Genomic DNA, 26,758 nt, shown 5'->3' with positions numbered 1-26,758 from the left:
AGGATGCGCTAAACTAATGGGCTTGCTGCTTGAGGAACTTGAATCGGGCAGCGAAGCAGAAGCACACTGAATCATGAAACGGGTGCTTAGCTCAGTTGGTAGAGCGGCGCCCTTACAAGGCGTAGGTCGGGAGTTCGAGCCTCTCAGCACCCACCAGTTTCAGAATCGGTTAAGTGTTTCAGCGCAGCTGAGCTGCAGTATAAGGAGTGGTAGTTCAGTCGGTTAGAATACCGGCCTGTCACGCCGGGGGTCGCGGGTTCGAGTCCCGTCCACTCCGCCAGTATCCTCGAAAGGCGAACTACGGTTCGCCTTTTTTATTGCCCGCTGTTGTAAGATCGGGCGTTCTGTTTTTGGCACCCCTCACGCATGCTCGATTTTTTCCGCAATCACAAACGCCTGATGATGTTCATGCTCATCCTCGTCATTGTGCCGGGGTTGGGTTTTGTCGGTATTCAAGGCTTCCGCGGCTTCTTTGACGAAAGTGCAAACGTCGCCAGCGTCAACGGCCACAAGATTACCCGCGCAGAGTATGACGACGCGATGCGTCAGCAGCTCGACCGTGCCCGTCAGATGCTCGGCGCGCAGTTCGACATGAAGTCGTTCGACACGCCGGAGCGCCGTAGCGAGATGCTCGACGGTCTGATCGAGCAACGTGTGCTGGCTGATGAGACGCAGCGCCTGCATCTAACCGCATCGGACGACGCCGTGCGCCGTGTGCTGCTGAACGATCCGGTGATCTCGTCGCTGAAGAATCCTGACGGCTCGATCGACGTCGACCGTTACAAGCAGTTGCTCGCAATGCAAGGCATGACGCCCGATCAATACGACGAACGTGTGCGTTACAGCATCGCCACGCAGCAGTTGCCGGCGAGCATTCAAGGCAGCGCCTTCACGTCGAAGACCCTCGCACAACATCTGACCGAGCTCGCCGAACAGCAGCGCGAAGTGCAGGGTATTGCGTTCCATCCGCGTGACTATGCCGCGAAGGTGCAGCCTACGGACGCACAACTGCAGGCGTATTACGACGCGCATCGCAATGATTTCGCGCAGCCCGCCACTGCAACGATCCAGTACCTGGTGATGTCACCGGCTACCTTGGGTGCCGGTGTGCAGCCGAGCGGCGCCGACCTGAAAAAGTACTACGACGACAACATTGCGCACTACCGCACGGACGGTCAGGTGCGCGCAAGCCACATCCTGATCGCCGCGCCGAAAGATGCCAGCGCCGCCGACAAGGCCAAGGCGAAGCAGAAGGCAGAAGACCTGCTCGCACAGATCAAGGCGCACCCGGACCAGTTCGCGCAGATCGCGCAGCAGAACTCGCAGGATCCGGGTTCGGCGTCGAAAGGTGGCGACCTGGGTTACTTCGGCCGCGGGATGATCGCCGGCGGCCAGGCGTTCGACGACGCTGCGTTCGGTCTCAAGAAAGATGAAGTCAGCGGTATTGTGCAGAGCGACTTCGGCTATCACATCATCAAGGTCACCGACGTGAAGCCGGCAGTCACGAGGCCGTTCGACGAAGTGAAAGATCAGATCGCAAAAGACCTGAAGACGCAGCAGGCGAGCAAGGCATTCACCGACGACTCGGAAGGCTTCACGTCGCTCGTCTACGAGAAGGCGAAGAGCCTGCAGCCTGCCGCCGACAAGTACAAGCTGCAACTGCAAACGGCCACGGTGACGCCGCAGCCGGATCCGAAGCTGCCGCCTGACAGCCCGCTGAACAATGCGAAGTTCCTCGCTGCCGTGTTCGCCAACGACGCGGTCACCGCGCGCAACAACACGCAAGCGATCGACGTCGGCGGCAACACGCTGATCGCAGCACGCGTGACCGACTACAAGGCGGCGGTCGTGCCGGCGCTCGACGCCGTCAAGGACGCAGTGCGTCAGAAAGTGATCGCGATTCAGTCGAGCGAGGCAGCGCATAAGGACGGCATTGCGAAGCTGGCGGAGTTCGACAAGTCGAAGGCGACAACGGGCTTCTCGTCACCACTGAAGGTTTCGCGCAATGACGCACAAGGCGTGCCGCCGGCTGCATTGAGTGCAATCTACAAAGCGGACGCGCAAAAGTTACCTGCGTATGTCGGCGTGGATCTCGGCGACGACGGCTATGCGATCTACCGTGTGAACTCGGTGATTGCGGGTGCACCGATCGATCCGCAGCGTTTGGCTGCCGCCCAGCAGCAGATTGCGCAAGTTGACGCGCAGTCGGAAGCGGAGGCTTATCTTCAAGCGCTGCGTGCCCGTTCGAAGGTGAAGTTCTACGGTTCACTCGACAGCAGCAACGCACAGGCGAGCGGCGACTAAGCTCTCCAGCGCGCAAGCAACAAGCAACAAGCAACAGCAAAGCTACACAGATACAAAAAAAGCCCCGCAATCGCGGGGCTTTTTTGCTTAACGAGTGCAAGCTCGTCAACCGGTTGTGCCAGGAAGCACTCGGCTCCCTTTATACCGTCAGTCCTTAAAGGCAACCACTGATCGCGCTGGTGGCGTCGCTGCCCGCCGCGCCATTCGCGCGGAAGCCGACCCACGTACCGGGGCCGGAGTATGACGGACGAACCACGGCGGCTGCGCCGTTAGGCGGTTGCTGGCCCGGCACATACACGTCCATGGCCTGGTCGTTAGCCAAGGTGTTTTGCGACACGACTTGCTGTTGCGAGCTATCGGCCCACTTTTGCGCGATGCACGTAGCGACGGCCTTCGGCGGTTGCTGGCTTTGACCCACGGATTGGACACCAGCAGGCGGTTGAGCGGCGCATGCGGAAATTGCCACGGTCAAAGCGATTAACGGTAAATATTTCACGTTATCTCCTCAGAAGTCGCTCAAAATCGAGCCGGGATTACACGGGATTACGAAAGTGTCAGAACGACCTTGCCGATCCGTGTTCCCCAATTACCGGAAACAAGTTGTTAGCGAGCTTTTCAGTGCGGCGAACTTGTGCGAAGGAGTGGCTTGATAGCCGGCCACACGTTGTTGAGTAGCACTGGCTGTGCCTGCTGGGTGGGATGGAGTTGATCCGTTTGAAACATGTCCGGTTTGTCGGCGATTCCAGCGAGCAGGAAAGGCACCAGTGGCACCTTCAATTGCTTCGACAGTTCACCGTACAGGCCGTGGAACTTTTGCGTGTAGTCGGGGCCGTAATTAGGCGGCACGTACATGCCAACCAGGACGACCTTCGCGTGGCTCTGTTGAGCCTGCTCGATGATCGTACGCAGGTTGTCTTCGGTTGTGGAGAGCGGCACGCCGCGTAACGCGTCGTTGGCGCCGAGCTCCACGATCACGATGCTCGGCTTAAGACGTTGTAAGAGCGCCGGCAAGCGAGCCCGCCCGCCGCTTGTCGTGTCGCCGCTGATGCTCGCATTGGCGACGCTATAATCGATTCGCTCGTCGGTGAGGCGCTGGCGCATCAAGGCAACCCAGCCGGTGTCACGGGGCAAGCCGTACTCGGCCGAGATACTGTCGCCGAGTACGACGATCACCGGCCTGGCCGGTTCGGGTGCGTTGGCCGCATCGGCTGGGAAGGGCAGCGAAAACAGGGTTGCGGCCAGCACGGCCGAGCCGCATACCGTAGTCAGCGCCGGCGCGCGAGGCGCTACGGCACGCAATTTCAACCTACGCTTCACCATGCTAAACAGAACTGATCCAGTCATTGACGTGCGGGGTTTGTGCAAGAAGGTTAAGGATGCAACAGGCGAACTGACGATTCTCGAGGACATCGATCTTGCTATCGATGCCGGCAGCAGTGTGGCAATCGTCGGTGCATCCGGGTCGGGCAAGTCTACGCTGCTCGGCTTGCTCGCAGGATTGGACAGCGCGAGCTCGGGCTCGGTTCGGCTGCTCGGCCGCGAACTCACGGAACTGAACGAAGACGAGCGCGCCGCATTGCGCAGCGGCTCGGTCGGTTTCGTGTTCCAGTCGTTTCAACTCATGCCACATTTGACGGCGCTTGAAAACGTCACCTTGCCGCTCGAACTGCAAGGCGGCATCGGCACGCGTGAGGCCGCGTCGCGTGCGCGCGGTTTGCTGGAACAGGTGGGTCTTGGCAAGCGCACTGCGCATTATCCGAAGCTGCTATCGGGCGGTGAGCAACAGCGAGTCGCCCTCGCTCGCGCGTTTGTGACGCATCCGGCGATCCTGTTCGCCGACGAGCCGACCGGCAGTCTCGATGCCGCAACCGGTCATGCAGTGATCGATTTGATGTTCGAGATGAACCGCGCGAACGGCGCCACGTTGATTCTCGTCACGCACGACATCGAGCTCGCGCGCCGCTGCGATACCACGGTGACGATCGAAGCGGGGCGGTTGGCCTAAGAACGGACTGCATGCCGTTCAAGCCATCGATAGTCACCGGGCCAAGGTGGCGGCGTTGTTCGCGTGAAGCGACGCGTCACTCGGCAACCTTCGGAGCGCATGAAAAACAAAACCCCACGCTCCGAAAAACGTGGGGTTGATTTGCAATCAGCAGTCTGAAGCGGGCCGCCAAGGCCCGCTTTTTATTTCAGCGAAGCTCTCACCGCTTCAACGCAGCACGCGCCCGCGCAATCAACGCCGAGGTCGACGAGTCATGCTTCTTCTCATCGACGCTTGCCGAGGTCAGATCCGCCTCGACCACCTTGCCGAGGATCTTGCCTAGCTCGACGCCCCACTGATCGAACGGATTGATGTCCCACACCGATGCCTGCACCAGCACCTTATGCTCGTACAGCGCGATCAATGCGCCCAGCGAACGCGCGGTGAGCGCATCGACGAGCAGCGTGGAGGTCGGCCGGTTGCCCGGAAACACCAGATGCGGCGCGAGGTCGGGCTTGTCCGCGCCGGCCACTTTCTTCGCTTCTTCGAGCGTGCGGCCGAGCATCAGCGCTTCGCTTTGCGCGAAGCAGTTCGCCAGCAGCTTCGGATGATGACCGACGAGCGGATGCTCCGGCGTCAGCACGGCGATGAAGTCGATCGGCACGATGGTCGGACCTTGGTGCAGCATTTGAAAAAATGCATGCTGGCCGTTCGTGCCCGGTTCGCCCCACGTCACGGCGGCGGTCGGATAATCGACCATTACGCCATCGAGACGCGCCGACTTGCCGTTGCTCTCCATCTCGAGTTGTTGCAGATACGAAGGCAGGAAATGCAGCGCTTCCGAATACGGCGCGACCAGATAGCTTTGCGAGCCAAAGAAGTTGCGATACCAGACGCCGATCATGCCCAGCAGCACGGGCAGATTCTTCTCGAGCGGCGCGTCGCGGAAATGCTGGTCCATCTCGTTGGCGCCGGCCAGCAGTTCGCCGAACTGCTGCGGGCCGATCGCGATCATGATCGACAGACCGACTGCCGACCACAGCGAATAACGTCCGCCGACCCAGTCCCACATCTCGAACACGTTTTCTTTCGCGATGCCGAACTTGACCACCTCAGCCGGGTTCGCCGACACGCCGACGAAGTGCTTCGCCAGCGCGCTTTCCGGGCAGCCTTTCTCGACGAACCAGTCGCGCAGCGAGCGCGCATTGGTCATGGTCTCGAGCGTGGTGAAGGTCTTGGAGACGATGATCGCGAGCGTTTCTTCGGGATCGATCTGCTGCATCACGTTGTACAGATCCGCACCATCGACATTCGACACGAAGTGCGTGGTGATCTCCGGCGTGGCCAGGTGATGCAGCGCATGCACGACCATCTTCGGCCCGAGATCCGAGCCGCCGATGCCGATGTTCACCACGTAGCGAATCCGCTTGCCCGTATAGCCAGTCCACTCGCCGCTGCGGACCTTGTCGGCGAAGGCCGCCATCTTCGCGCGCTCGGCCTCGATCTGCGCGTGGAACGGCGCCTTCGGGTCGGTGGCGCGCAGCGCGGTGTGCAGCGCGGCGCGGCCTTCCGTCGGATTGACGACTTCGCCCGCGAACATGGCATCGCGGCGTTTCTCGACGCCGGCTTCGCGGGCGAGTTGCACCAGCAGTTTCAAGGTTTCTTCGGTGATGCGGTTCTTCGAGAAATCGGCCGCGAGACCACCGCCCGCGAACGCAAAGCGCTCAGCACGGGTAGGGGTGGGATCGTTCTCGGGGGCGAACCAGTCGCGCATGTGCGCATCGCGAATCTTCTCGTAATGCGTTTGCAGCGAGGACCAGGAGGGGAGCGAGTTCTGCGTCATAGCGTCCGTCTAACGAAGGGGCATGAAGGATGACACGCGCGTGAAGCGCTGCCGAGGATGATGCAAACGATGCTGTTAGAGCGATGCCGCACGGCCGGTTTCGCGGTGGCTTGCGGGGAAATGCCGTGAGCCCGCCTGGCGATCGAACCGGCTCACTGACATTTCGTCGCAAGCCGCGCTGAATCCGACGCGCGGCGCAGTCATTCAGTATAGCGGCGTTGTGCGAAGGGCGGCAGCGGTTTGCCGGCCGGTGCAAAAGTTGGGATGACGAGCGGCTCGAGCTTGTCCGTGCCGATCAGCTGGTGTGGCCCAACAAGGTTTGCGCTCTGGGCGCGGGGGGCTTCGCATCACTGGTCCGCTGACGGATAAAACAAGCGGTTCAGCAAGCTACGCACCATCGGCGCCAGTTCGCCCGCGGTCAAACCGGCCGGACCGTGGCCCTGTGCGCTCAGCGTGTCGGCGGCGAGGCCGTGCAGGTAGACGCCCGCCAACGCCGCTTCATAGCGCGGCAGATGCTGCGCGAGCAGCGCGCCGATGATGCCGCCGAGCACGTCGCCGGTGCCGCCCGTGGCGAGCGCGGCGTTGCCGGTCGGGTTGATCGCGAGGCGGCCGTCCGGCGCCGCGACGATCGTGCCGGTGCCTTTCAACACCACGACGCTGGCAAAGCGTGCGGCCAGCGCGCGCGCCGCGCTGAGCCGGTCGCGTTGCACGCCCGGTGCGTCGGTGCCGAGCAGGCGTGCGGCTTCGAGCGGATGAGGCGTCAGGACGCACGGATCGCCTTGCACGCCGCGCGCGGTGACTTCGGCGGCGAGCGACGGGTCCTTCGAAATCAGATTGAGCGCGTCCGCATCGAACAGCTTGGGCACATCGAGCTGCAACACGTCATGCATCACTTGAGTGGCGCGCTCGCGATGACCCATGCCGCAGCCGACCGCGAGCGCGTCCATCTGGTCGAGCGGCAGATCGTCGATGGCATGCAGCATCAGTTCCGGGTGCGGCGGATCGTAGGGCGGAGCGCCCTCGCCGAGCAGCGCGACATGGACTTTGCCGGCGCCGGCGTACAGCGCCGCGCGCGACGCGAGGATCGGCGCGCCGCACATGCCGGTGTCGCCGCCGACCACGGCGAGGCTGCCGAACGTGCCCTTGTTGGTCGCGAAATCGCGTGGCGGCAGGAACGCGGCGAACAGGTCGGGCGCGTTCAGTTGCACGGCCGTGCGCTTGCTGCTGTCGATTCCGATCGGCGCGACGACGACTGCGCCGGCGAGGTCGCGGCCCTGTGCGGTGAACAAGCCCGGTTTGGCGCCGATGAAGCTGATCGTGTGGGTGGCATGGACCGCGACACCGTCGCTGCCGCCGATTACCGTGCCGGTGTCGCTGTCGAGGCCGCTGGGCACGTCGAGCGCCAGCACGCCGCCTTTTCTGGGGCGGATTGTCGCGCGCTGCGACAACTGGCGGGCGACTGCTGCGAAGACGCCGTCGAGTCCACGCGTGAGACCGATGCCGAACATACCGTCGACGAGCCACGTGTAGCTGTCGAGCGAAGCAGGCGGTGCCGACGTGATCGCGACCCCCGCCGCGCGGGCCGTGTCGAGCGCCCAGCGGGCGTCGTCGGGTTTCACGTCGACCGGCATGCAGAGTTCCACCGCGATGCCGTTCTGATGCAACTGGGTCGCGACGATCAACGCATCGCCGCCGTTATTGCCAGGACCGGCGATGAGCCACACTTTCTGCTTCGATTTTTCGACCGACGTGTCGCGGGTGATCAGATCTTGCAGGAAGCTGGCCGCGGCTTTACCGGCACGCGACATCAGCGTGTGTTCGGGCAAGCCTGCCGCGGCTTGCGATTCGGCGATCCGCAGATCGGTGAGCGTCAGCAGGGGTAACGCCTGGGCATGGGGGCTGATGAGCGTCGGCGGGGTGAGGTCGGCTTCTGTCATGGCGGCGCTTCGCGGTTCACACCTTGGGCAAGGCGAGGGGGCTTGGGGAATCCGTATGGTCGTGCCGATGGGCGCAAGGCGCGCGCCCGTGAGTGCTGGAGTGAGCCATTCAGTTCGCAAGCTTGACCGCACCGGCCGTCCTGGCCCGCAGGGCCGCCCTTTACTGGAAGCGATCCGCACGCAGCGCGGCCAGCGTGTCTTCGGGGACACCCGGCGGCTGGCCCGACATCAGGTCGGCGATCAGTTTGCCCGCGCCGCAGGCAAGGCCCCAGCCCGCCGGGCCATGCCCCACGTTCACGAACAGCCGTGGATGCAGCGCGTTGCCGACCACCGGCAAGCCGTCCGGCGACAGCAGCTTGACGCCTTCCCACGGCAACGCCGCTGAAATCCGTGCCGCGCCCGGAATCCAGTCGTGAGTCGCCTGACCGAGCAGCGCGAGCGCTTCCGTGGTGACCGCTTCGCCCAGCGGCTTGTCGAGCTGGTTCGCACTCTGCAACACCGCACCACCCGCGATCCGCAGGCGATGGTTCATCCGGCTGATCCCAATCCGCTTGACCGCGTCGACGATCGCCACGTGCGGTGCGCATTCCTCATGCGCGATCGGCGCCACCAGTGTGTGCAGGCGCAGCGGATGCAGCGGCAGCCGCAAGCCGAGGCGCTCGAGCAACGCCAGGCTGCCGTGCCCGGCGGCCACGACCACGGCGTCGGCGTGAATCACGTCGACTTCGCGCGACCGGGCGGCCGCGCCCGGCCGCGGCGCCAGTTCCACGGCCGCGCGCTGGCCTTCGAGGCGAATCGCCGACACTTCGCAGCCGAGCATGAATTGCGCGCCGCCCTGATTGTCGAGCGTCTGCTTGAGGAGCTTGGCGAACAGCGGGGAATTGGCCGTGCGCTCCTGATCGAACAGCACGCCGCCGGCAAATTCCGGCTCGACGCGCACCGAATGCTCGAACGCCGCGCATTCGGCGGGCGTCAGCACATGATGCGCAACCTCGTATTGGTGTAGCAGATCGAGCGCCGGCCGAGTCTGCTGCCACTCCTGCGCCGAGCGCACCAGATACAGCAGACCGCTTGCCTGTTCGAATTCGAGCCCGAAGCGTGCTTCGACGTCGGCCATGGCGTCACGCGACAATTCGATCAGCGGGCGCAACCGGCCGTATTGACGGCTGAACGCTTCGGGTTCCTGCAACGCCGCCAGTTGCTTGACGAACTGACGCGCCGGTCCGTTGAAGCCGGTCTTGCTGATTACGCCGTTGCGGGCGTTGTGACGGCTTGCCATGAAGGTCGGGCCGAACCAGACGTCGAGCGGGGTGGGCAGGACCGTGCCGCCGTGGCCGTAGGTCGCACCTTGCGCGACGGTGGCGTGGCGCTCGACGACGCATACCCGGTGCCCGGCCGCGCGCAGTTGATAAGCGGTGGCGACGCCCGCAATCCCGCCGCCGATGACAATGACATCCATGTTCTGATTCGATGTGCCGACGGGACGCCGAAGCCGCGCGTGCCCATTGGGCGTGACATGCGGCGCGCTGCCCGGCTTGCTTCAGGCCACTCGCGCCGATCTGGTGAAAGGGCGAATGATAGCAGTCAAACCGGGCCGCCCGCCACGCGCGCGGCGGGTGGGCGGGCGGGTCCGGCCGCGGCCCGGGCAACTCGATGGGGCGGGAACGCACGGGTGCGGCGTCGTCCGTCGTGATCCGCCGTCGTCCGTCGTGGCCGCGGTGAGTGCCGGTATCGCTCGCGAGACTCATGCCGTCGTCTGCGCGCGAATGAACATGCCGTAGTTTTCGGCGTTGTCGGTGGCGATGTCGCTGTTCCGTGCCGCGAGGCCGGCGACGGCGGCGGGACCGTACAGGTGGTCTTTCGTGTTGCCGATGTACGGAAAATGGCTCAACTCATGGGCGATCGTCGCTTCCGGGGTGTTGGCGCCGAACGCGTGATCGAAGAAGTGCGGCTTCAGGTTGATCTGATGAGGCGAATTGGCTTGCACGTGCGCCAGTTCCGAGTTGTCGTGCGGCGCACCGAGGACGAAGGTGAACTGGTCGTGCGCCATGGCGTGCTGCATGTGGGTCAGAACCTGTTCGACTTTCTGCACATTTCGCTGCGTCGGGCTGCCGAACCAGCGCGCGAAGTTGTCGTCCGGATGACCGGATTCGAGCTTGCCGAGCGCGCTGTCGATCATGCGCTTCACGTGTTGATAAGCGCTGGTCACGATTCCGCCTTGCTCGGGCGTGAGCCCGAGCAGCGCCGGGGTGCGCGCGGAGCCGGGGGAGGGTTGATCGTAGTCGGTGTAGCTGGTGTTGTTGTCGGGCGCCTGGATGTCGTCGTCGCCGCCGATGGGCACGAAGGGTTGGCCGCTACCGCTACCGCCACCGCCGGTGGGCGCGGAGGGTTGGCCGCTACCGCCGCCGCCGCCGATGGGTCCGGAAGATTGACCGCCGCCGCCGGTGGGCGCAGCGGGTTGACCACCGCCACCGCCGCCGGTGGGTCCGGAGGGTTGGCCTCCGGTGGGCGCAGAGGGTTGACCACCACCGCCGCCGATAGGCCCGGAAGGTTGACTGCCATCGTCGCCCGTGGGCTCGGCAGGCTGCCCGCTATCCCCGCGGCCGACAGGTTCCGAAGGCGGGCTGCTGCCGCCATCTCCCGGCAGCGGCGATGACGCCGGGGCGTCGCCGACCACGGGGCGAGGCATCGGACGTCCGTTGCGGCCCGCGGGGTCGGGCGTGAGACCGTCGGCGTCCGTCGAAGGAGGGATGGGGTTGGCCTTTTCGTGCCAAACGACGCGTTTGTGCTTGCCGTTCGCGTCCCAGACGTCACGGATGTGGTTGCCGTTCTCGTCCCACGTGTCGCGTATGTGGTTGCCGCTCAAATCCCATCTGTCGCGAACGTGTTTTCCGCTTTCGTTTGAACTCTCGTGGATGTGTTCGCCGTCAGCGTCCCAACTGTCGTGGATACGGTCGCCGTTGGCGTCCATGCTGTCGCGCGTGTGCTTGCCGTCAGCGTCCCACGTGTCGTGAATCCACGTGCCGTTGGCGTCCATGCTGTCGCGGGTGTGCTTGCCGTCAGCGTCCCACGTGTCGTGAATCCGCGTGCCGTCGGCGCGCATGCTATCGCGAGTGCGCTTGCCGTCCGTGTTACACGTGTCGTGAATACGCGTGCCGTCGGCGCTCACGCTGTCGCGAGTGTGCCGCCCATCCGCGTCCCACGTGTCGCGAACCGGATTGCCTTTGCCGTCCTCGCCGTCCTGGACCCGCTTACCCGAATCGTCCAGTCTCGCCGGCACCGCTTCGCCGCCGATGCGCTCAAACGGCTGAACTCCGCCTCCAATCCTCGGGGTCCGGCCGTCCGGCTCGCCCCGTGGGAGCCAAGCCGCCGCATTGCCAGCCGGCGCGCGCGGCGTCTCGTCCGGCACATAGATGCGGGGCGCCGCCCGAGTGAGTGCGGCGCCCATGCCCGGCGGCGGCATCAAAGCCGGCGGATAGGAAGTCCGATCGGTACTGCCATAGCGGTTGACGTTCATGACATGCCTGTTCGAGTGAGTTTGCGGTTCGCGTGACGGGCGTGCTCGCGCATCGCGTGGCGCCGCCGCGATGCGCAGCGCCGCCGATGCGCCCAAGGGAATGAATTGCCCACTTGCGCGTCGATTAAAGCATCGGCATGCCGATGGGATGTCATATCGGGAGAACACATCCGCGAGCACCCGGCCGCCGACCGCCCGGACACGCCCCATGGCCGCCGGAAGCGCGTTCCCGGGGTATAATCCCGGACTTCCTTTGCGCCTCACGTCGCCTTCACGCGCGACTTATCGGCGCGATTCATCGGCATCACTCATCGGCATCATTAGCGACGCAACGTCAAGTCCATGGCCCACTTCTCGTGTTTCCCCGGCGCTTCGGCCCTTTCCGATTTCCGTCAAATCCGCCTGCTCGAAACGCTTACGCGCATCGACGCCAACATCACCGGCGTGCGCGGCCAGTATCTGCACTTCGTCAACGCGCAAACCCCACTTTCCGCGCAAGACAACGCGAAGATCGAAGCGTTGATGCATTACGGCGATCCGCTCGAAGAAATCAAGGAGCGCGGCACGGCCGAAACTTTCCTGGTGGTGCCGCGCTTCGGCACGGTGTCGCCGTGGGCCAGCAAGGCAACCGATATTGCCCATCTGTGCGGTCTGACGCAGGTTCGGCGAATCGAACGGGGCGTCGAATACACGGTCACGCTGAAGAGCGGCCTGCTGGGCGGCAAGAAGGCGCTCTCCGACGAAGCCCGCGCGGCCGTCGCCGCGGCGCTGCACGACCGCATGACTGAAAGCGTTTCGCCGTCGCGGGACCACGCGTTGCATCTGTTCGACGAACTGCCGGCCAAGCCGCTGCAAACCGTCGACGTGTTGAGCAACGGCCGCGGCGCGCTGGAAGCGGCGAACGCGGAACTGGGCCTCGCGCTGGCCGCCGACGAAATCGACTACCTGGTGGACGCATTCACCAAACTCGGCCGCAACCCGACCGACGTCGAACTGATGATGTTCGCGCAGGCCAACAGCGAGCACTGCCGCCACAAGATTTTCAACGCGGAATGGACTATCGACGGCGAGAAGCAGGACATCTCGCTGTTCAACATGATCCGCAACACCGAGAAGCTGAACCCGCAAGGCACGATCGTCGCGTATTCGGACAACTCGGCGATCATGGCGGGCGGGGTGGCCGAGCGCTGGTTCCCGCGCACGCCGGCTGACCTGGGCGCGAACGAGTTGCCCGAGCACTACCGCCGCAACGTCGAACTGACGCACACCTTGATGAAGGTGGAAACGCATAACCATCCCACCGCGATCTCGCCATTTCCGGGCGCTTCGACCGGTTCGGGCGGCGAAATTCGCGACGAAGGCGCGACCGGTCGCGGTGCGCGCCCGAAGGCGGGTCTGGCGGGCTTCACGGTGTCGAATCTGGAATTGCCGGACGGCGTCGAGGCATGGGAAAACGCCCGTGATGCGGCGCAGCCGCTCGCGCATCGCAATCCGGACGACCAGCACGAAGCGTACGGCCGTCCCGACCGCATCGCGTCGCCGCTGCAAATCATGATCGACGGCCCGCTCGGCGGTGCCGCGTTCAATAATGAATTTGGCCGGCCGAATCTGGGCGGCTATTTCCGTGCGTATGAGCAGAACGTCGCGGGTCTGGTGCGCGGCTATCACAAGCCGATCATGATCGCCGGCGGCATCGGCAATATTTCCGATCAGCACACGCATAAGCACGATCTGCCGGAAGGCTCGCTGCTGATCCAGATCGGCGGCCCGGGCATGCGCATCGGCATGGGCGGTGGTGCGGCCAGCTCGATGGCAACCGGCACGAACACGGCTGAACTCGACTTCGACTCGGTCCAGCGCGGCAACCCGGAAATCGAGCGGCGCGCGCAGGAAGTCATCAATGCGTGCTGGCAACTCGGCGAAAAGAACCCGATTCTGAGCATTCACGACGTCGGCGCGGGCGGCTTGTCGAACGCGTTCCCGGAAGTGGTGGACGGTGCGGGCAAGGGCGCGATCTTCGATCTGCGCAAGATCCAGCTGGAAGAGAGCGGTCTGTCGCCGCGCGAAATCTGGTCGAACGAAGCGCAGGAGCGTTACGTGCTGGCGATTGCGCCGGCGGATCTGCCGGCGTTCCAGGCCATGTGCGAACGCGAGCGCTGCCCGTTCGCGGTGGTCGGCACGGCCACGGCTGCACGCCAGTTGAAGGTGATCGACTCCGAAGCGCGCGGCGCCAGCGCGCACGAGCCGGTCGATATGCCGATGGAAGTGCTGCTAGGCAAGGCGCCGCGCATGCATCGCGACGTCAGGCGCGTCGAAACGAAACTCGAGCCGGTGGACGTCACCGGCATCGCCTTGTCGGAAGTCGCCGTGAGCGTGCTGCGTCACCCAACGGTGGCCAGCAAGTCGTTTCTGATCACGATCGGCGACCGCTCGGTGGGCGGCACGACCGCGCGCGACCAGATGGTCGGTCCGTGGCAAGTGCCGGTTGCCGACGTCGCCATCACCACGATGGACTACGCGGGCTTCCGCGGCGAAGCGATGACGATGGCCGAGCGCACGCCTTTGGCTGTCATCAATGCGCCGGCGTCGGGCCGCATGGCGGTCGGCGAGGCGGTCACCAACATCGCGGCGGCGCCGATCGCGTCGCTGGATAAATTGAAGCTGTCGGCGAACTGGATGGCCGCGTGCGGCGCAGCGGGCGAAGACGCCGCGCTGTACGACACGGTCAAGGCGATCGGCATGGAATTGTGTCCGGCGCTCGGCATCAGCATTCCGGTCGGCAAGGATTCGCTGTCCATGCGCACCAAGTGGGAAGACCGCGGCGTGGCGAAAGAAGTGGTCGCGCCAGTCTCGTTGATCATCTCGGCATTCGCGCCGGTTGAAGACGTGCGCCGCCACCTCACGCCGCAACTGCGCCGCGCGAGCGGAACGGACGGCGTGGGCGACTCCGTGCTGATCGCGATCGACCTCGGCCGCGGCAAGCAGCGCCTGGGCGGCAGTATCCTCGCGCAAGTCACGCAGCAGGTTGGCGACACGGTGCCGGACGTCGACGACGCGGAAGATCTGAAGCGCTTCTTCACGGCGATTCAGGCGCTGAACAGCGACGGCAAGCTGCTCGCCTACCACGACCGTTCTGACGGCGGCCTGTGGGCGACGGTGTGCGAAATGGCGTTCGCGGGCCACGTCGGCGTATCGCTGAACGTCGACATGCTGGTGCTCGATCCGAACCACGAATCCGACTACGGCGACGCCAAAGACTGGGCGAAGCAGACCAGCGGCCGCCGCGAAGACCGCACGATCCGCGCGCTCTTCAACGAGGAACTCGGCGCCGTGATTCAGGTGCGCGCGGCGGACCGTGACGCGGTGCTGGGCGCGCTGCGCGAACAGGGTTTGTCGGCGTGCTCGCACGTGATCGGCAAGCTCAACGAGCGCGACACGATCGAAATCTATCGTGACGCGAAGAAGATCTACGAAGCGCCGCGCACGGAACTGCATCGCACGTGGAGCGAAGTGAGCTGGCGCATTTCGCGTCTGCGCGACAACCCGGCTTGCGCCGATGCCGAATACGACGCGCTCTCCGACGCGGCCGATCCGGGCATCTCGCCGGTTCTCACGTTCGATCCTTCTGAAGACGTGGCTGCGCCATTCATTGGCAAGAGCGCGCGTCCGCGTGTCGCGATCCTGCGTGAGCAGGGCGTGAACTCGCACCTCGAAACGGCCTATGCATTCGACCGCGCCGGCTTCGACGCGCACGACGTGCACATGAGCGACCTGCTGGCCGGTCGCGCCAATCTGGCGGATTTCGCCGGCGCGGTGGCGTGCGGTGGCTTTTCATACGGCGACACGCTGGGTGCCGGCGAGGGCTGGGCGAAGGCGATCCGCTTCAACTCGCAACTGGCCGACATGTTCGCGGCGTTCTTCGGCCGCGAAGATACGTTCGCACTCGGCATCTGCAACGGCTGCCAGATGATGAGCAGTCTCGCCTCGATGATCCCGGGCGCCGAAGCATGGCCGAAGTTCACACGCAACAAATCGGAAAAATTCGAAGCGCGCTTCTCGCTGGTCGAAGTGCAGGCGTCGCCGTCGATCTTCTTCGCCGGCATGGAAGGTTCGCGCATTCCGGTTGCCATCGCCCACGGCGAAGGTTACGCGGACTTCTCGCAGCAAGGCGATGCGTCGAAGGTGGCCGTCGCGATGCGCTTTGTCGATCACCGTGGTCAGGCAACGGAGCAGTATCCGTTCAACCCGAACGGATCGCCGAACGGCATCACGTCGGTCACGACACCCGATGGCCGCTTCAGCGTGCTGATGCCGCACACCGAGCGCGTGCATCGTGCAGTGCAGATGAGCTGGCATCCGGAAGGCTGGGGCGAGGACGGCACGGACGCGAGCCCGTGGCTGCGCGTGTTCCAGAACGCGCGGCGCTGGTTGGGTTGAGGTAGGCGGGCAGTCTGCTGCGCTATTTACGCGCGGCAGACTGATGCCGGCTACGTATCCGATCGGGTACGAAAGAGTCTCAGATACGCCAATTCACGCATCTTCGTACCCAATCGGGTACGAAGGGCCGATATTGGCGTCCACGACCTCTCGCTGGTACCCGAGCGGGTACGAATTCACGCCGCCCGCTTGCTCTGATGGCATAATGTTCCCGAGCGGGTACGAGCGCGAGGGGCGAAGAATGCGGCAATCTGACGTTTTCATCAGCAACATGACGGTGTTGGGTGATCTTTTACGGGCGTCACGGCTTGCACAGGGCCTGACGCGCGACGAGGTCGCCATTGCCACCGGTCTGTCGCCCAAGTTCATCACCCATATCGAGGCGGGTAAGCCGACGGCTCAAATCGGCAAGGTGCTCCACCTGCTCGGCGAACTGGGCATTGTCCTGCGCGCACAGGTGTCCGTAGACATTCCTGCCGGCCTCGCCACCCAACCGCGGCATCGCCGCCGGGTGCCTCATGGCAGCTAGAACGCTCGTCGCCTACGCGAATGGCCAGCGCGTTGGCGTGGTGAGCGACGAGGGCGGTATCTGGTCATTTACCTACGATAGAACCTGGCTCGACCGCGAAGACGCGTTCGTGCTTTCACCCGCTTTCCCTCTGCATGTAGAACCTTTTGTCGATGGCTCGAGCCAGCGGCCGGTGCAATGGTTCTTCGACAATCTTTTGCCCGAAGAGGAGATGCGCACGGCGCTCGCTCGCGAAGCCAAAGTCAATGCGAGCGATGCATGGGGGCTGCTTGCCTATTATGGCCGGGAGTCCGCAGGCGCCTTGACTCTCCTCGCCGAGAGCGAACAGGAAGCTTCCGGTGGTTTGCAGCCTTTGTCGTACGCGGACCTGGAGGCTCGCATACAGGCCATGCCGCAACGAGCGCTCACCGCTACGGCGCCCAAGCGCATGTCCGCAGCGGGTGCGCAACAAAAACTGCTGCTGTCCCTGCAAGGCGACGCGCCGAACTACCAGCTCTTCGAGCCTGTGGGCAATGAGCCATCAATGCATCTGCTCAAGCCTGACATGCGAAGCACCGGCTATCCTCATTCGGCAATAAATGAATTTTTCTGCATGCAGCTGGCACGAGCGATGGGCGTGCGTGTGCCGCCTACGCATTTTATGCGCGTGCCCTCGGCCTGCTATGTGATCGACCGTTTCGACCGCGATACGGCCGCCGAGCCGGTCCGGCGCTTGCATACAGTCGACGCAATGCAACTGTTGAACTACGACCGCAACTTCAAATACCAGAACGCCACGGCGCAGGTACTCAGGGATGCGATTGAAAAAACCGGCACGCGGGCAATGGCACGTCTCGATATATTCCGCTGGGCGGTCTTCAACGTGCTCATCGGCAACGCGGATTCCCACCTGAAAAACCTCTCGTTCTTCGTCAACGCTCGAGGCTATATGCTGGCGCCGTTTTACGATCTGGTCAGCACAGTCGTCTACCATACGCCGACTTATCAGCCGCAACAGCGGGACCGTTGGCCGCAGTGCGATCTGACAATGCCGATTGGAGCAGCCACTCGGTTCGCTGATGTCTCCAGAAAGAACATGCTGGCCTTCGGCGAAGCGCTTGGCCTCGCGCCAAAAGGCCCGGAAAAATTGCTTGATGAGATGCTGGCCGTTGTCGATACCCGAGTCGCGGACACCCGACGAGCCGTCGACGAGCTCGCGAAGCCGAATGCCGGCGAAGTCCGGTTGCTCAACTCGATTGTTGCCATGCCACTTGCCGAGATGAGCCGGGCACTGCGCAAGTGATGCAGGCGTCGCAACGCTGATCAGGATGGGAGCATAAAAAAACCGCCACGAAGGCGGTTTTTTTTCGAAGCAGCAGGCAAGGAACGCTTACTGAATCTTCGCGTTCTTACGCAGACCTTCTTCGAATGCCTGCAGCTTTTCTTGCTGAATCTGCTGCACGATCTGCGGACGCACTTGCTCGAGCGGCGGCGGCGTGATGTTGCGCACGTCGTCGACACGGATGATGTGCCAGCCGAATTGCGTATGCACCGGCGTGTCGGTCATCTGGCCTTTCTGCAGATGCGTGGCCGCGTCCGCGAATTCAGGCACGTAGGCCTTCGGGTCCGACCAATCCAGGTCGCCGCCGTTCTTACCCGATCCCGGGTCCTTCGAGTATTGCTTGGCGAGGTCTTCGAAGCTCGCGCCGGCCTTGATCTTGGCGATCAGATCCTTGGCTTGCTGTTCGTTGTCCACGAGGATGTGGTGCAGGTGATATTCCTTGCCGCCCGCGTCCTTGATCAGCGCGTTGTAGCGCGCGGTGATTTCGGCGTCGCTCGGCGTGTTGTTCTTCACGAAGTCTTCGATCAGCGCGCGCAGCACGACGGTTTGCTGCGCAACGGCGATTTGCGCCTTGATGTCCGGACGATTCGGCAGGCCGCGGCGCAGCGCTTCCTGCATCAGGATTTCGCGGTTCACCAGTTCCTCGCGCACGGCCATTTGCAACTGCGGCGTGTCTTGCTGGCCTTGATGAACCAGTTGATCGACCAGCGCATCGGCGCGCGCTTTCGGAATCGGGGTGCCGTTCACGACGGCAATGTTCTGTGCGAATGCAGGTGCGGCCGCAAAGGCAGCCAGCAATACCCAAAGGCGGGTTTTCTTCAAGGTCATCGAGAGGTTCCTAGCGGGGCAACAAAGCGAATTCTTCGGGCGTATACGCCGTGATTGCAAGGGCGTGAATGCCGCGCTGCATGGCGTCGGCCAGCGCATCATACACCATGCGATGCCGCGCCACGCGGGCCTTGCCGGCGAATGCGGCCGCCACGATCGTGACACTGAAATGACCGCCGGCGGAGGCGCCGGCGTGGCCCGCGTGCTGCGCGCTGTCATCCGAAATCCGGATTGAGGCGACCGGCGCGAGCGCCGCGCGCAGACGCGCCTCGATCAACGCCGCGCGCTCCGCGGTGGTGGCGTGCATGAATACATCGCTCGTCATGTCATTCTTCCTTCATATACTTCGACAGCCACAAGCTCTGTCCGATGATGAACACCACCAGACACCCGGTGGCGCCGAACAGCTTGAAATTGACCCACTGATCGGTCGTGTAGTTATACGCGACGAATAAGTTAACCAGTCCGAGCAGCACGAAGAAAATCGCCCAGACGACATTAAGCTTGCCCCAGATCGCGTGCGGCAGCGTGATCTGCTTGCCCATCATCGCTTCGATCAGGTTTTTGTTGAAGGCCAGCTGCGAGACGATCAACGCAACCGAAAACGCCCAGTACAACACGGTCGGTTTCCATTTGATGAAGGTGTCGTTGTGCAGCACGAGCGTCGCGCCGCCGAATACGGTGACGACGCCGAGGCTCACCCACAGCATGGGATCGACCTTGCGGTGGCGGAAGGCCACCCACGCGATCTGTACCAGCGTGGCGACGATCGCCACTGCCGTCGCCGTGAAAATGCCCCAAATCTTGAAGGCGACGAAAAACAGGATGATCGGGAACAGATCGAACAGGAATTTCATTATCTGGTCGGGAATTCGGAAGAGTAGGTCGAAGAAACAGGACGCGGCGCGGGGCGCCCGGTGGCAGGGATGCTGCAGAAACCCGCCGCGGCAAGCGGGGAACGGCGTGTTGCGCCGCTCGTAGCCTGCTGCCGCGCCGGGTTGACCGATTCGCAAGCCGGACGAAGGGTGTCGCGGCGGGCGCTTGAAACAGGCGCTCGCCGCGCTTCAACCGGCGCTGAACTCCGCGCTGCGTTACTTGGGCTCGAATTGTAACGCAGCCGAATTGATGCAGTAGCGCAGACCGGTCGGTGCCGGTCCGTCTTCGAACACGTGGCCCAGATGCGCGCCGCAGTTCTTGCATTGCACTTCGATACGCAGCATGCCGTGCGAGCGGTCGGTTTTCTCGGCGATCACTTCGCCGTTGATCGGCTTGAAGTAGCTCGGCCAGCCGCAACCGGCGTCGAACTTGGTATCCGATTCGAACAGCGGTGTGCCGCAGCACACGCAGTCATAGATGCCGCGGTCCCAATGGTCGTGATAGCGGCCGGTAAAGGGGCGCTCGGTGGCCGCGTTGCGGGTCACCTGGTATTCGATGTCGGAGAGCTGGTTGCGCCATTCGGCGTCGTCTTTCTGCACGGCGGGGGCGTCGGTCTTGATGTCGTCGGGCTTGTTCATGATTGGGGTTCCTGTCTCGGGCTTGTTTTTCGGGGCTGCAAAAGTGTTCAGCCAGATTCGGCTCATTACACGGATTCAGCAGATTCAAGCGGGTTCAAAGCGGGTTCAAAGCGAAATCAAGCGGCTTCAAAGCTGATTCAAGCGAGTTCGGCTCGCCGTCACGACGAGCAACTCACTTCCAGCGAGCTGGCCCAGTCCGGCGGCAGCCCCGCATAAGCTTCGTGTTCAGGCTGTTCGTCGAACGGGCGGCGCAGCACGGCCGCCAAACGCTCCACTTCGGAGAAATCCTTCTCTTTCGCGTGGCGAATCGCCGTTTCCGCCAGATGATTTCGAAGTACGAATTTGGGGTTCACACGGTTCATTGCAATGGCACGCGCGGCGTCGTCGCGTGTTTCTTCGGACAGGCGCGCGCGGTAGTCGTTCACCCACGCGTCGAACGCGGCGCGGTCGAGGAACAGGTCACGCACCGGCGCGTCGCCGCTCGCGTCGTGCTTCGAAATGCGCGCCAGGTTGCGGAAGGTCAGCGTGAAATCCGCACGATTTGCGTGCATCACTTCGAACAGGCGGTTGACCAGACTATCGTCGCCATCGCGCTCGATTTCGAGGCCAAGTTTGGCGCGCATGCGTTGCTCGAGAGCCGGCGCGAAACGGTCCTTGAAGCCGCCGAGCACCCGCTGCGCGTCTTCAATCGCCTTATCGCCGCGCACGCTTTCCTCATGCTGAGCGCCCAGCAGCGGCAGCAGGCCCTGGGCCAGGCAGAAGAGGTTCCAGTACGCGATCTGCGGCTGCATCTTGTACGCGTAACGGCCCTGCGAGTCGGAGTGATTGCAGATGTAGCCGGCGTCGAAACCATCCATGAAACCGAACGGGCCGTAGTCGATCGTGAGACCGAGGATCGACATGTTGTCGGTATTCATGACGCCGTGGCAGAAACCCACGGCTTGCCATTCGACCATCAGATCAGCCGTCGACTTCACCGCTTCATCGAGCAGCGCGAGATACGGATCGCCGGCTTCGCGGCAGTGCGGATAGAAGCGATCGATCACATGATCGGCGAGCGCGCGCAGTGCATCGACCCGATCGTTCGAATAGAAATGCTCGAAGTGCCCGAAGCGCACGAAGCTCGGCGCGACGCGCGTGACAACCGCCGCGGTTTCGACTTCCTCGCGCCGCACCGGCTGGTCGGAGCCGATCACGCACAGCGCGCGCGTGGTCGGAATGCCGAGGTGGTGCATCGCTTCCGAACACAGATACTCGCGGATCGACGAGCGCAACACCGCGCGGCCGTCGCCCATGCGTGAATAAGGCGTGCGGCCCGCGCCCTTGAGTTGCAATTCGAAGCGTTGGCCGTTGTGTTCGATTTCGCCGAGACCGAGCGCGCGGCCGTCGCCGAGCTGGCCGGCCCACACGCCGAACTGATGCCCCGAATACACCGACGCGTACGGCAGCGCCGCGGAAGGCCACTCGCGCGTCGCGTTGCCGGAGAAGAGTTCGGCGAAGCCCGGATCGTTCTGGAGGCCCGGCTCTAAACCGAGCAACCCAGCGGTTTCTGCGGAGAATCCGACCAGGTAGGGCGCACTGAGCGGCGCCGCGGGCAGACGCGTCAGAAACGCGCTGCCGAGTCGCGCAAAGGCGCTTTCGGGCGACGTGACGAGTGCGTCGGAGAGAGCCGATAAAGGCCCGGATAACCCTGCAATGCTTGGGGAAAACGACATGTTGAGCGCCTCTGGATTAACCGATATTGTAAGTCGGCGCCCGCGGCGCTGCTGGCCGGCCCTTAGGCCGACGCCGCCGGTGTGCCGGGCGTCTCCCGCCAGCGCGCCACTGCGCCGCTTCGGAACGCGCCACGCGACCCACCGGAACGTCCCCCGCGACGCAACGGTGCCCGCGCGGCCCCGAACTCCACACCAATGACGCAAACAACGCGAGGAGACCTCTCTTTATGACGATGACGACGCCGCTGCTTGGCCAGATGATGGACGTGCCGCTCACTGTGTCCTCGCTGCTCGCGCATGCCGCGCGGCATTTCGGCGACACCGAGATCGTGTCGCGGCGCATTGAAGGCGACGTGCATCGCTACACCTACCGCGACTGCGAAAAGCGCGCGAAGCAGCTGGCGCAGGCGCTGATCGCGCTCGGTGTCGAGCCCGGCGAGCGGGTGGCCACGCTGGCCTGGAACGGCTACCGGCATCTGGAAGCGTATTACGGCACCACCGGCTTCGGCGCGGTCTGTCACACGATCAATCCGCGTCTCTTTCCCGACCAGATCGCCTACATCGTCAACCACGCCGACGACGCCTACGTGCTGTTCGACACCACGTTCGCGCCGCTCGTCGATTGTCTCGCGCCGCAGTGCCCGAAGGTGCGCGGCTGGATTGCACTGGCCGACGAAGCGCATCTGCCGAAGCTGCAAACGCCGGTACTGAGCTACGAAACCCTGGTCGACGCGCAGGACGGCAACTACCCATGGCCGCAGCTCGACGAGCGTCAGGCCTCGTACCTTTGCTATACGTCCGGCACCACCGGCAATCCGAAGGGCGCGCTGTATTCGCATCGCTCGACGGTGCTGCACGCGTTCGGTGCCGCGCTGCCCGATGCGATGAGCCTGTCCGCGCGCGACTCCGTGCTGCCGGTCGTGCCAATGTTCCATGTGAACGCGTGGGGCATTCCGCACTCCGCACCGCTGACCGGCGCGAAGCTGGTCTTTCCCGGCAAGGATCTCGACGGCAAATCGCTGTATGAATTGATGGAAAGCGAGCGCGTCACGTATTCGGCCGGCGTGCCGACCGTGTGGCTCGGCTTGCTCAACTATCTGCGCGAGGCCAAGCTGCGTTTCTCTTCGCTCAATCGCACGGTGATCGGCGGCTCGGCCTGTCCGCCGGCCATGCTGCGCGCCTTCGAGGACGAGTACGGCGTGCAGGTGATCCATGCATGGGGCATGACGGAAATGTCACCGCTCGGTACCTTGTCGAAACTGACGTGGGAACAGAGCCAGCGTCCATTGGCCGAGCAGCGCAAACTGCTCGAAAAGCAGGGTCACGTGCTGTACGGCGTCGATATGAAGATTGTCGGCGAAGACGGCCGCGATCTGCCGTGGGACGGGGTGGCGTTCGGCGATCTGCACGTGCGTGGGCCGTGGGTGATCGACCGGTATTTCCGCAAGGACGATTCGCCGCTCGTGGACGGCTGGTTCCCGACCGGCGACGTCGCCACCATCGACCGTGACAGCTTTCTGCACATCACGGATCGCTCGAAAGACGTGATCAAGTCGGGCGGCGAGTGGATCAGTTCGATCGACCTCGAGAATGTCGCCATCGCGCACCCCGCGGTGGCCGAAGCCGCGTGCATTGCCTGCGCGCATCCGAAGTGGACCGAGCGGCCGCTGCTGGTGATCGTCAAGCGGCCCGGGTTCGACGTGACGCGTGAAGAGTTGCTCGCGTTCTACGACGGCAAGGTCGCCAAATGGTGGATTCCCGACGACGTCGCCTTCGTCGACGAACTGCCGCACACGGCCACCGGCAAGCTGCAGAAACTCAAGCTGCGCGACATCTTCCGCGACCATATCCTGCCCTCCGCGCTCGAAGACGCAAAGGACTGCCCGCTCACGCCGCTTGCCAGGGGAAACCCCGTCTAACGATAAATTGAACGAGCGTGCTTTTTTGTGTATTCTGCCTGCTGACCCCCGGCAAGTCGCAGAATGGGTCGGCTCACGAGTCGATCTCTCTGCGGCTCGGTGAACCGGGACGGGCAGCGCGTCATGCGCCGCCTCATCGCATGGAGACAGGCAGATGGCAGTGGACTACACAACTCATGACGGCGTGGCCGTCATCACGCTGAACAATCCCCCCGTAAACGGCCTCGGCCTCTCGACGCGAGCCGGTATCGTCGAAGGGATCGAGCGCGCGCAGAGCGATCCGGCCATCAAGGCAATCGTGCTGACAGGCGCGGGCAAAGCCTTCTCGGGCGGCGCCGACATCACCGAATTCAACACGCCGAAGGCGACCCAGGAGCCGACGCTCGCCACGGTCATCAAGACCGTCGAGGGCAGCGCGAAGCCGGTGGTTGCCGCGATTCACAGCGTCGCAATGGGCGGCGGGCTGGAGTTGGCGCTCGGCGCGCATTACCGCGTCGCCGCGCCCGGCGCGCAGATCGCACTGCCGGAAGTGAAACTCGGCATTCTGCCGGGCGCGGGCGGCACGCAGCGTCTGCCGCGTGCCATCGGCCTCGAAGCCGCACTTAATATGATCGTTTCCGGCGCGCCGGTGATGTCGGAGAAACTGGCCGGCTCGGGACTGTTCGACGAAGTGACAGAAGGCAATCTGGCTGAAGCGGCGCTTGCGTTTGCCCGCAAAGTCGGCGCGCAGGAGGGCCCTCATCCGAAGGTGCGCGAGCGCAAGATCGAGCATCCGAATGCGGCCGGCTTCATTCAATTCGCGCGCAATACCGTCACGGCGATGGCGAAGAATTTCCCGGCGCCGCTGAAGTGTATCGACGCCGTGGAAGCGGGCGTACAAAACGGTTTCGACAAGGGCCTTGCGTTCGAACGCGAATGCTTCATCGCGCTCGTCCAGACGCCGGAAAGCCATGCGCTGCGTCATGCGTTCTTCGGCGAACGCGCGGCGAGCAAGATTCCCGATGTGCCTTCCGATACGGTTGCCCGGGAGATCGGACAGGTCGCCGTGATCGGCGCGGGCACGATGGGCGGCGGCATCGCGATGAACTTCATCAACGCGGGCATTCCTGTCACGCTGCTGGAAACGAAGCAGGAAGCGCTCGACCGTGGCGTCGCCACGATCCGCAAGAACTACGAAGCCACCGTCAAGAAAGGCAAGCTCAAGCCAGACGTGCTGGAACAGCGCATGGCGCTGATCACGCCGACGCTCTCCTACGACGACCTGAAAAACGCGGACCTGATCGTCGAAGCCGTGTTCGAAGAACTCGGGGTGAAAGAGCAGGTGTTCAAGCGTCTCGACGAAGTGGCGAAACCAGGCGCGATCCTCGCATCGAATACCTCCACGCTGGATGTCGACAAGATCGCCGCCTTCACGAAGCGTCCGCAGGACGTGGTCGGCATGCATTTTTTCAGCCCGGCCAACGTGATGAAGCTGCTCGAAGTGGTGCGTGGCAAGGAGACGGCGAAAGACGTTCTCGCCACCGTCATGAAGCTTGCGAAGAAGATCAAAAAGACCGCGGTGGTCTCGGGCGTGTGCGATGGCTTTATCGGCAACCGGATGATCGAGCAGTACATCCGTCAAGCCCTGTTCATGCTCGAAGAAGGCGCATTGCCCGCGCAAGTGGACAAGGCCATCGAGAAATTCGGCTTCGCGATGGGCCCGTTCCGCATGAGCGATCTGGCCGGTAACGACATCGGTTGGGCGATCCGCAAGCGCCGCTATCAGGAACATCCGGAGATGCACTACTCGAAGATCGCCGACCGGCTGTGCGAGACGGGGCGCTTCGGGCAGAAAACCGGTGGTGGCTGGTACGACTACAAGGCGGCCGACCGCACGGCGTATCCGTCGAAAGTGGTCGACGAGATGATTACCGCGTTCTCGAAGGAAACCAACACCGGGCGCCGCAAGATCAGCGACGAGGAAATCGTCGAGCGTCTGGTGTTTGCGCTCGTCAACGAAGGCGCGAAGATTCTCGAGGAGGGCATTGCGTCGAAGGCGTCGGACATCGATATGGTTTATCTGACCGGGTACGGCTTCCCGCTCTATCGCGGCGGTCCTATGCTGTATGCGGATACGGTTGGGCTCTACAACGTCGAGCGCGCGATTCGCCGCTATGCGTCGCGGCCGAATGGCGACGCGTGGCAGTTGGCGCCGAGCATCGCCGAGCTTGCGGCGAAGGGCCGTGGGTTCAACGGCTGAAGCGCCGTCTGGATGCAATGAGTGAAGTGGGGGCGAATGGGCGGTTCGCCGCGCGCCCGCCGTCAACATCTGGGAGTAGCAAACCACTTGTTGGGGACCGGAGTCCGTGCTTTGCGCCAACTCTGGTCGACAACTTTGTATGGGATCAGAGTAAGCGCTATGGGACCAGAGTAGACGCTAAAGCGCCAACTCTGGTCGACACGCTAACTCTGATCGACAACTTTGTATGGGACCGGAGTAAGCGCTATGGGACCAGAGTAGACGCTAAAGCGCCAACTCTGGTCGACACGCTAACTCCGGTCGACAACTTTGTATGGGATCAGAGTAAGCGCTAAAGCGCTAACTCTGATCGACACAGGAGACATGCATGACTGATGCCGTAATCGTATCGACCGCCCGTACGGGCCTCGCCAAATCATGGCGCGGCGGTTTCAACATGACGCACGGGGCGACGCTCGGCGGGCATGTGACGCAGGCCGCTGTCGAGCGCGCGAAGCTGGACCCGGCGCGCATCGAAGACGTGATCATGGGCTGCGCGAATCCTGAAGGCGCGACGGGCGCCAACATCGCGCGCCAGATCGCGCTGCGCGCCGGTTTGCCGGTCAGCGTGCCGGGCATGACGGTCAACCGTTTCTGCTCGTCCGGTTTGCAGACGATCGCACTGGCCGCGC

Annotated in this window: 18 protein-coding genes, 2 tRNA genes and 1 pseudogene; 10 read left to right on the top strand and 11 right to left on the bottom strand. The window is 63.5% G+C overall.

From position 1 onward, the window contains the following. The first annotated feature begins 80 nt into the window (after nt 1-80). From QOC89_RS14580 to QOC89_RS14570, 3 genes are all read left to right on the top strand, one after another. Nucleotides 81-156, top strand: a tRNA-Val gene (locus QOC89_RS14580). A gap of 47 nt (nt 157-203) precedes the next feature. Next, nucleotides 204-280 (top strand) — tRNA-Asp (locus tag QOC89_RS14575). 86 nt (nt 281-366) lie between these two features. Beyond that, nucleotides 367-2,304, top strand: coding sequence for a SurA N-terminal domain-containing protein (locus QOC89_RS14570; protein ID WP_323045651.1), 1,938 nt, complete (start codon nt 367-369; stop codon nt 2,302-2,304). A 154-nt stretch (nt 2,305-2,458) separates the two neighbouring features. Here QOC89_RS14570 and QOC89_RS14565 read toward each other — a convergent pair whose 3' ends face one another. After that, complete coding sequence (locus QOC89_RS14565; RefSeq protein ID WP_323045650.1) at nt 2,459-2,800, bottom strand: hypothetical protein; 342 nt, start codon at nt 2,798-2,800, stop codon at nt 2,459-2,461. Between the two features lie 119 nt (nt 2,801-2,919). Then, entirely contained in the window at nt 2,920-3,624 is a 705-nt protein-coding gene (locus QOC89_RS14560; RefSeq protein WP_323045649.1) for an arylesterase, read from the bottom strand. On the opposite strand from QOC89_RS14560, the gene QOC89_RS14555 reads away from it, so the two are divergent. Then, nucleotides 3,623-4,309 (top strand): ABC transporter ATP-binding protein, encoded by a 687-nt coding sequence (locus tag QOC89_RS14555; RefSeq protein ID WP_323045648.1) that lies wholly within the window; start codon nt 3,623-3,625, stop codon nt 4,307-4,309. The two genes, QOC89_RS14560 and QOC89_RS14555, sit on opposite strands and share 2 nt — an antisense overlap. A 199-nt stretch (nt 4,310-4,508) precedes the next feature. Here the strand turns inward: QOC89_RS14555 and pgi are convergent, their stop codons facing one another. The 4 genes from pgi to QOC89_RS14535 form a co-directional block, all read right to left on the bottom strand. Continuing rightward, nucleotides 4,509-6,131 (bottom strand): glucose-6-phosphate isomerase, encoded by a 1,623-nt coding sequence (pgi, locus tag QOC89_RS14550; protein WP_323045647.1) that lies wholly within the window; start codon nt 6,129-6,131, stop codon nt 4,509-4,511. Between the two features lie 347 nt (nt 6,132-6,478). Then, nucleotides 6,479-8,068 (bottom strand): NAD(P)H-hydrate dehydratase, encoded by a 1,590-nt coding sequence (locus QOC89_RS14545; RefSeq protein WP_323045646.1) that lies wholly within the window; start codon nt 8,066-8,068, stop codon nt 6,479-6,481. A 160-nt stretch (nt 8,069-8,228) separates the two neighbouring features. After that, entirely contained in the window at nt 8,229-9,527 is a 1,299-nt protein-coding gene (locus QOC89_RS14540; protein WP_323045645.1) for an FAD-dependent oxidoreductase, read from the bottom strand. A 285-nt stretch (nt 9,528-9,812) separates the two neighbouring features. Continuing rightward, nucleotides 9,813-11,585, bottom strand: coding sequence for a M35 family metallopeptidase (locus tag QOC89_RS14535; protein ID WP_323045644.1), 1,773 nt, complete (start codon nt 11,583-11,585; stop codon nt 9,813-9,815). A 342-nt stretch (nt 11,586-11,927) separates the two neighbouring features. Between QOC89_RS14535 and purL the strand changes: the two genes are divergently transcribed. The 3 genes from purL to QOC89_RS14520 all read left to right on the top strand — a co-directional run bounded on the left by purL (nt 11,928) and on the right by QOC89_RS14520 (nt 17,833). Continuing rightward, a complete protein-coding gene (gene purL, locus QOC89_RS14530; RefSeq protein WP_323045643.1) occupies nt 11,928-16,022 on the top strand; it encodes a phosphoribosylformylglycinamidine synthase in 4,095 nt (1,364 codons plus the stop codon). Nucleotides 16,023-16,263: 241 nt separating this feature from the next. Then, nucleotides 16,264-16,551: a helix-turn-helix domain-containing protein gene (locus tag QOC89_RS14525; RefSeq protein ID WP_323045642.1), complete on the top strand. Its 288-nt coding sequence runs from the start codon at nt 16,264-16,266 to the stop codon at nt 16,549-16,551. Next, nucleotides 16,541-17,833, top strand: coding sequence for a HipA domain-containing protein (locus QOC89_RS14520; RefSeq protein ID WP_323045641.1), 1,293 nt, complete (start codon nt 16,541-16,543; stop codon nt 17,831-17,833). The genes QOC89_RS14525 and QOC89_RS14520 overlap by 11 nt, the downstream gene beginning before the upstream one ends. Nucleotides 17,834-17,920: 87 nt before the next feature. On the opposite strand, the gene QOC89_RS14515 is transcribed toward QOC89_RS14520, so the two are convergent. From QOC89_RS14515 to QOC89_RS14495, 5 genes are all read right to left on the bottom strand, one after another. Further along, nucleotides 17,921-18,700: a peptidylprolyl isomerase gene (locus QOC89_RS14515; RefSeq protein WP_323045640.1), complete on the bottom strand. Its 780-nt coding sequence runs from the start codon at nt 18,698-18,700 to the stop codon at nt 17,921-17,923. 10 nt (nt 18,701-18,710) lie between these two features. Next, nucleotides 18,711-19,025, bottom strand: a complete 315-nt coding sequence (locus tag QOC89_RS14510) for a BolA family protein (protein WP_323045639.1) — start codon at nt 19,023-19,025, stop codon at nt 18,711-18,713. Nucleotide 19,026: 1 nt separating this feature from the next. Beyond that, nucleotides 19,027-19,557 carry a septation protein A gene (locus tag QOC89_RS14505; RefSeq protein WP_179731611.1) on the bottom strand — a complete coding sequence of 177 codons (531 nt, stop codon included), beginning with the start codon at nt 19,555-19,557 and terminating at the stop codon, nt 19,027-19,029. Between the two features lie 234 nt (nt 19,558-19,791). Next, entirely contained in the window at nt 19,792-20,214 is a 423-nt protein-coding gene (gene msrB / locus QOC89_RS14500) for a peptide-methionine (R)-S-oxide reductase MsrB (protein ID WP_179731613.1), read from the bottom strand. A 158-nt stretch (nt 20,215-20,372) separates the two neighbouring features. Continuing rightward, complete coding sequence (locus QOC89_RS14495) at nt 20,373-21,929, bottom strand: protein adenylyltransferase SelO (protein ID WP_323045638.1); 1,557 nt, start codon at nt 21,927-21,929, stop codon at nt 20,373-20,375. Between the two features lie 233 nt (nt 21,930-22,162). Here QOC89_RS14495 and QOC89_RS14490 point away from each other — a divergent pair, with 233 nt between their 5' ends. The 3 genes and pseudogenes from QOC89_RS14490 to QOC89_RS14480 form a co-directional block, all read left to right on the top strand. Beyond that, complete coding sequence (locus tag QOC89_RS14490) at nt 22,163-23,848, top strand: 3-(methylthio)propionyl-CoA ligase (RefSeq protein WP_323045652.1); 1,686 nt, start codon at nt 22,163-22,165, stop codon at nt 23,846-23,848. A 154-nt stretch (nt 23,849-24,002) separates the two neighbouring features. Further along, nucleotides 24,003-26,087, top strand: coding sequence for a 3-hydroxyacyl-CoA dehydrogenase NAD-binding domain-containing protein (locus QOC89_RS14485; RefSeq protein ID WP_323045637.1), 2,085 nt, complete (start codon nt 24,003-24,005; stop codon nt 26,085-26,087). Nucleotides 26,088-26,454: 367 nt separating this feature from the next. Beyond that, a pseudogene (locus tag QOC89_RS14480) lies at nt 26,455-26,758 on the top strand (acetyl-CoA C-acyltransferase); the annotation flags it as partial.

The sequence above is a fragment of the Paraburkholderia sp. genome, assembly GCF_034668105.1.
GTDB lineage: Bacteria > Pseudomonadota > Gammaproteobacteria > Burkholderiales > Burkholderiaceae > Paraburkholderia.
The sequence above is the reverse complement of the archived record's forward strand: the minus strand, read 5'-3'. Positions and strand labels throughout refer to the sequence as shown.

Coding starts and splice junctions, on each gene's coding strand:
- QOC89_RS14485 (WP_323045637.1), top strand. CDS start 24,003: ATGGCAGTGGACTACACAACTCATGACGGCGTGGCCGTCATCACGCTG.
- QOC89_RS14510 (WP_323045639.1), bottom strand. CDS start 19,025: ATGACGAGCGATGTATTCATGCACGCCACCACCGCGGAGCGCGCGGCG.
- QOC89_RS14515 (WP_323045640.1), bottom strand. CDS start 18,700: ATGACCTTGAAGAAAACCCGCCTTTGGGTATTGCTGGCTGCCTTTGCG.
- QOC89_RS14535 (WP_323045644.1), bottom strand. CDS start 11,585: ATGAACGTCAACCGCTATGGCAGTACCGATCGGACTTCCTATCCGCCG.
- QOC89_RS14520 (WP_323045641.1), top strand. CDS start 16,541: ATGGCAGCTAGAACGCTCGTCGCCTACGCGAATGGCCAGCGCGTTGGC.
- pgi (WP_323045647.1), bottom strand. CDS start 6,131: ATGACGCAGAACTCGCTCCCCTCCTGGTCCTCGCTGCAAACGCATTAC.
- QOC89_RS14545 (WP_323045646.1), bottom strand. CDS start 8,068: ATGACAGAAGCCGACCTCACCCCGCCGACGCTCATCAGCCCCCATGCC.
- QOC89_RS14540 (WP_323045645.1), bottom strand. CDS start 9,527: ATGGATGTCATTGTCATCGGCGGCGGGATTGCGGGCGTCGCCACCGCT.
- QOC89_RS14505 (WP_179731611.1), bottom strand. CDS start 19,557: ATGAAATTCCTGTTCGATCTGTTCCCGATCATCCTGTTTTTCGTCGCC.
- QOC89_RS14490 (WP_323045652.1), top strand. CDS start 22,163: ATGACGACGCCGCTGCTTGGCCAGATGATGGACGTGCCGCTCACTGTG.
- QOC89_RS14495 (WP_323045638.1), bottom strand. CDS start 21,929: ATGTCGTTTTCCCCAAGCATTGCAGGGTTATCCGGGCCTTTATCGGCT.
- msrB (WP_179731613.1), bottom strand. CDS start 20,214: ATGAACAAGCCCGACGACATCAAGACCGACGCCCCCGCCGTGCAGAAA.
- QOC89_RS14525 (WP_323045642.1), top strand. CDS start 16,264: ATGCGGCAATCTGACGTTTTCATCAGCAACATGACGGTGTTGGGTGAT.
- QOC89_RS14555 (WP_323045648.1), top strand. CDS start 3,623: ATGCTAAACAGAACTGATCCAGTCATTGACGTGCGGGGTTTGTGCAAG.
- purL (WP_323045643.1), top strand. CDS start 11,928: ATGGCCCACTTCTCGTGTTTCCCCGGCGCTTCGGCCCTTTCCGATTTC.
- QOC89_RS14570 (WP_323045651.1), top strand. CDS start 367: ATGCTCGATTTTTTCCGCAATCACAAACGCCTGATGATGTTCATGCTC.
- QOC89_RS14560 (WP_323045649.1), bottom strand. CDS start 3,624: ATGGTGAAGCGTAGGTTGAAATTGCGTGCCGTAGCGCCTCGCGCGCCG.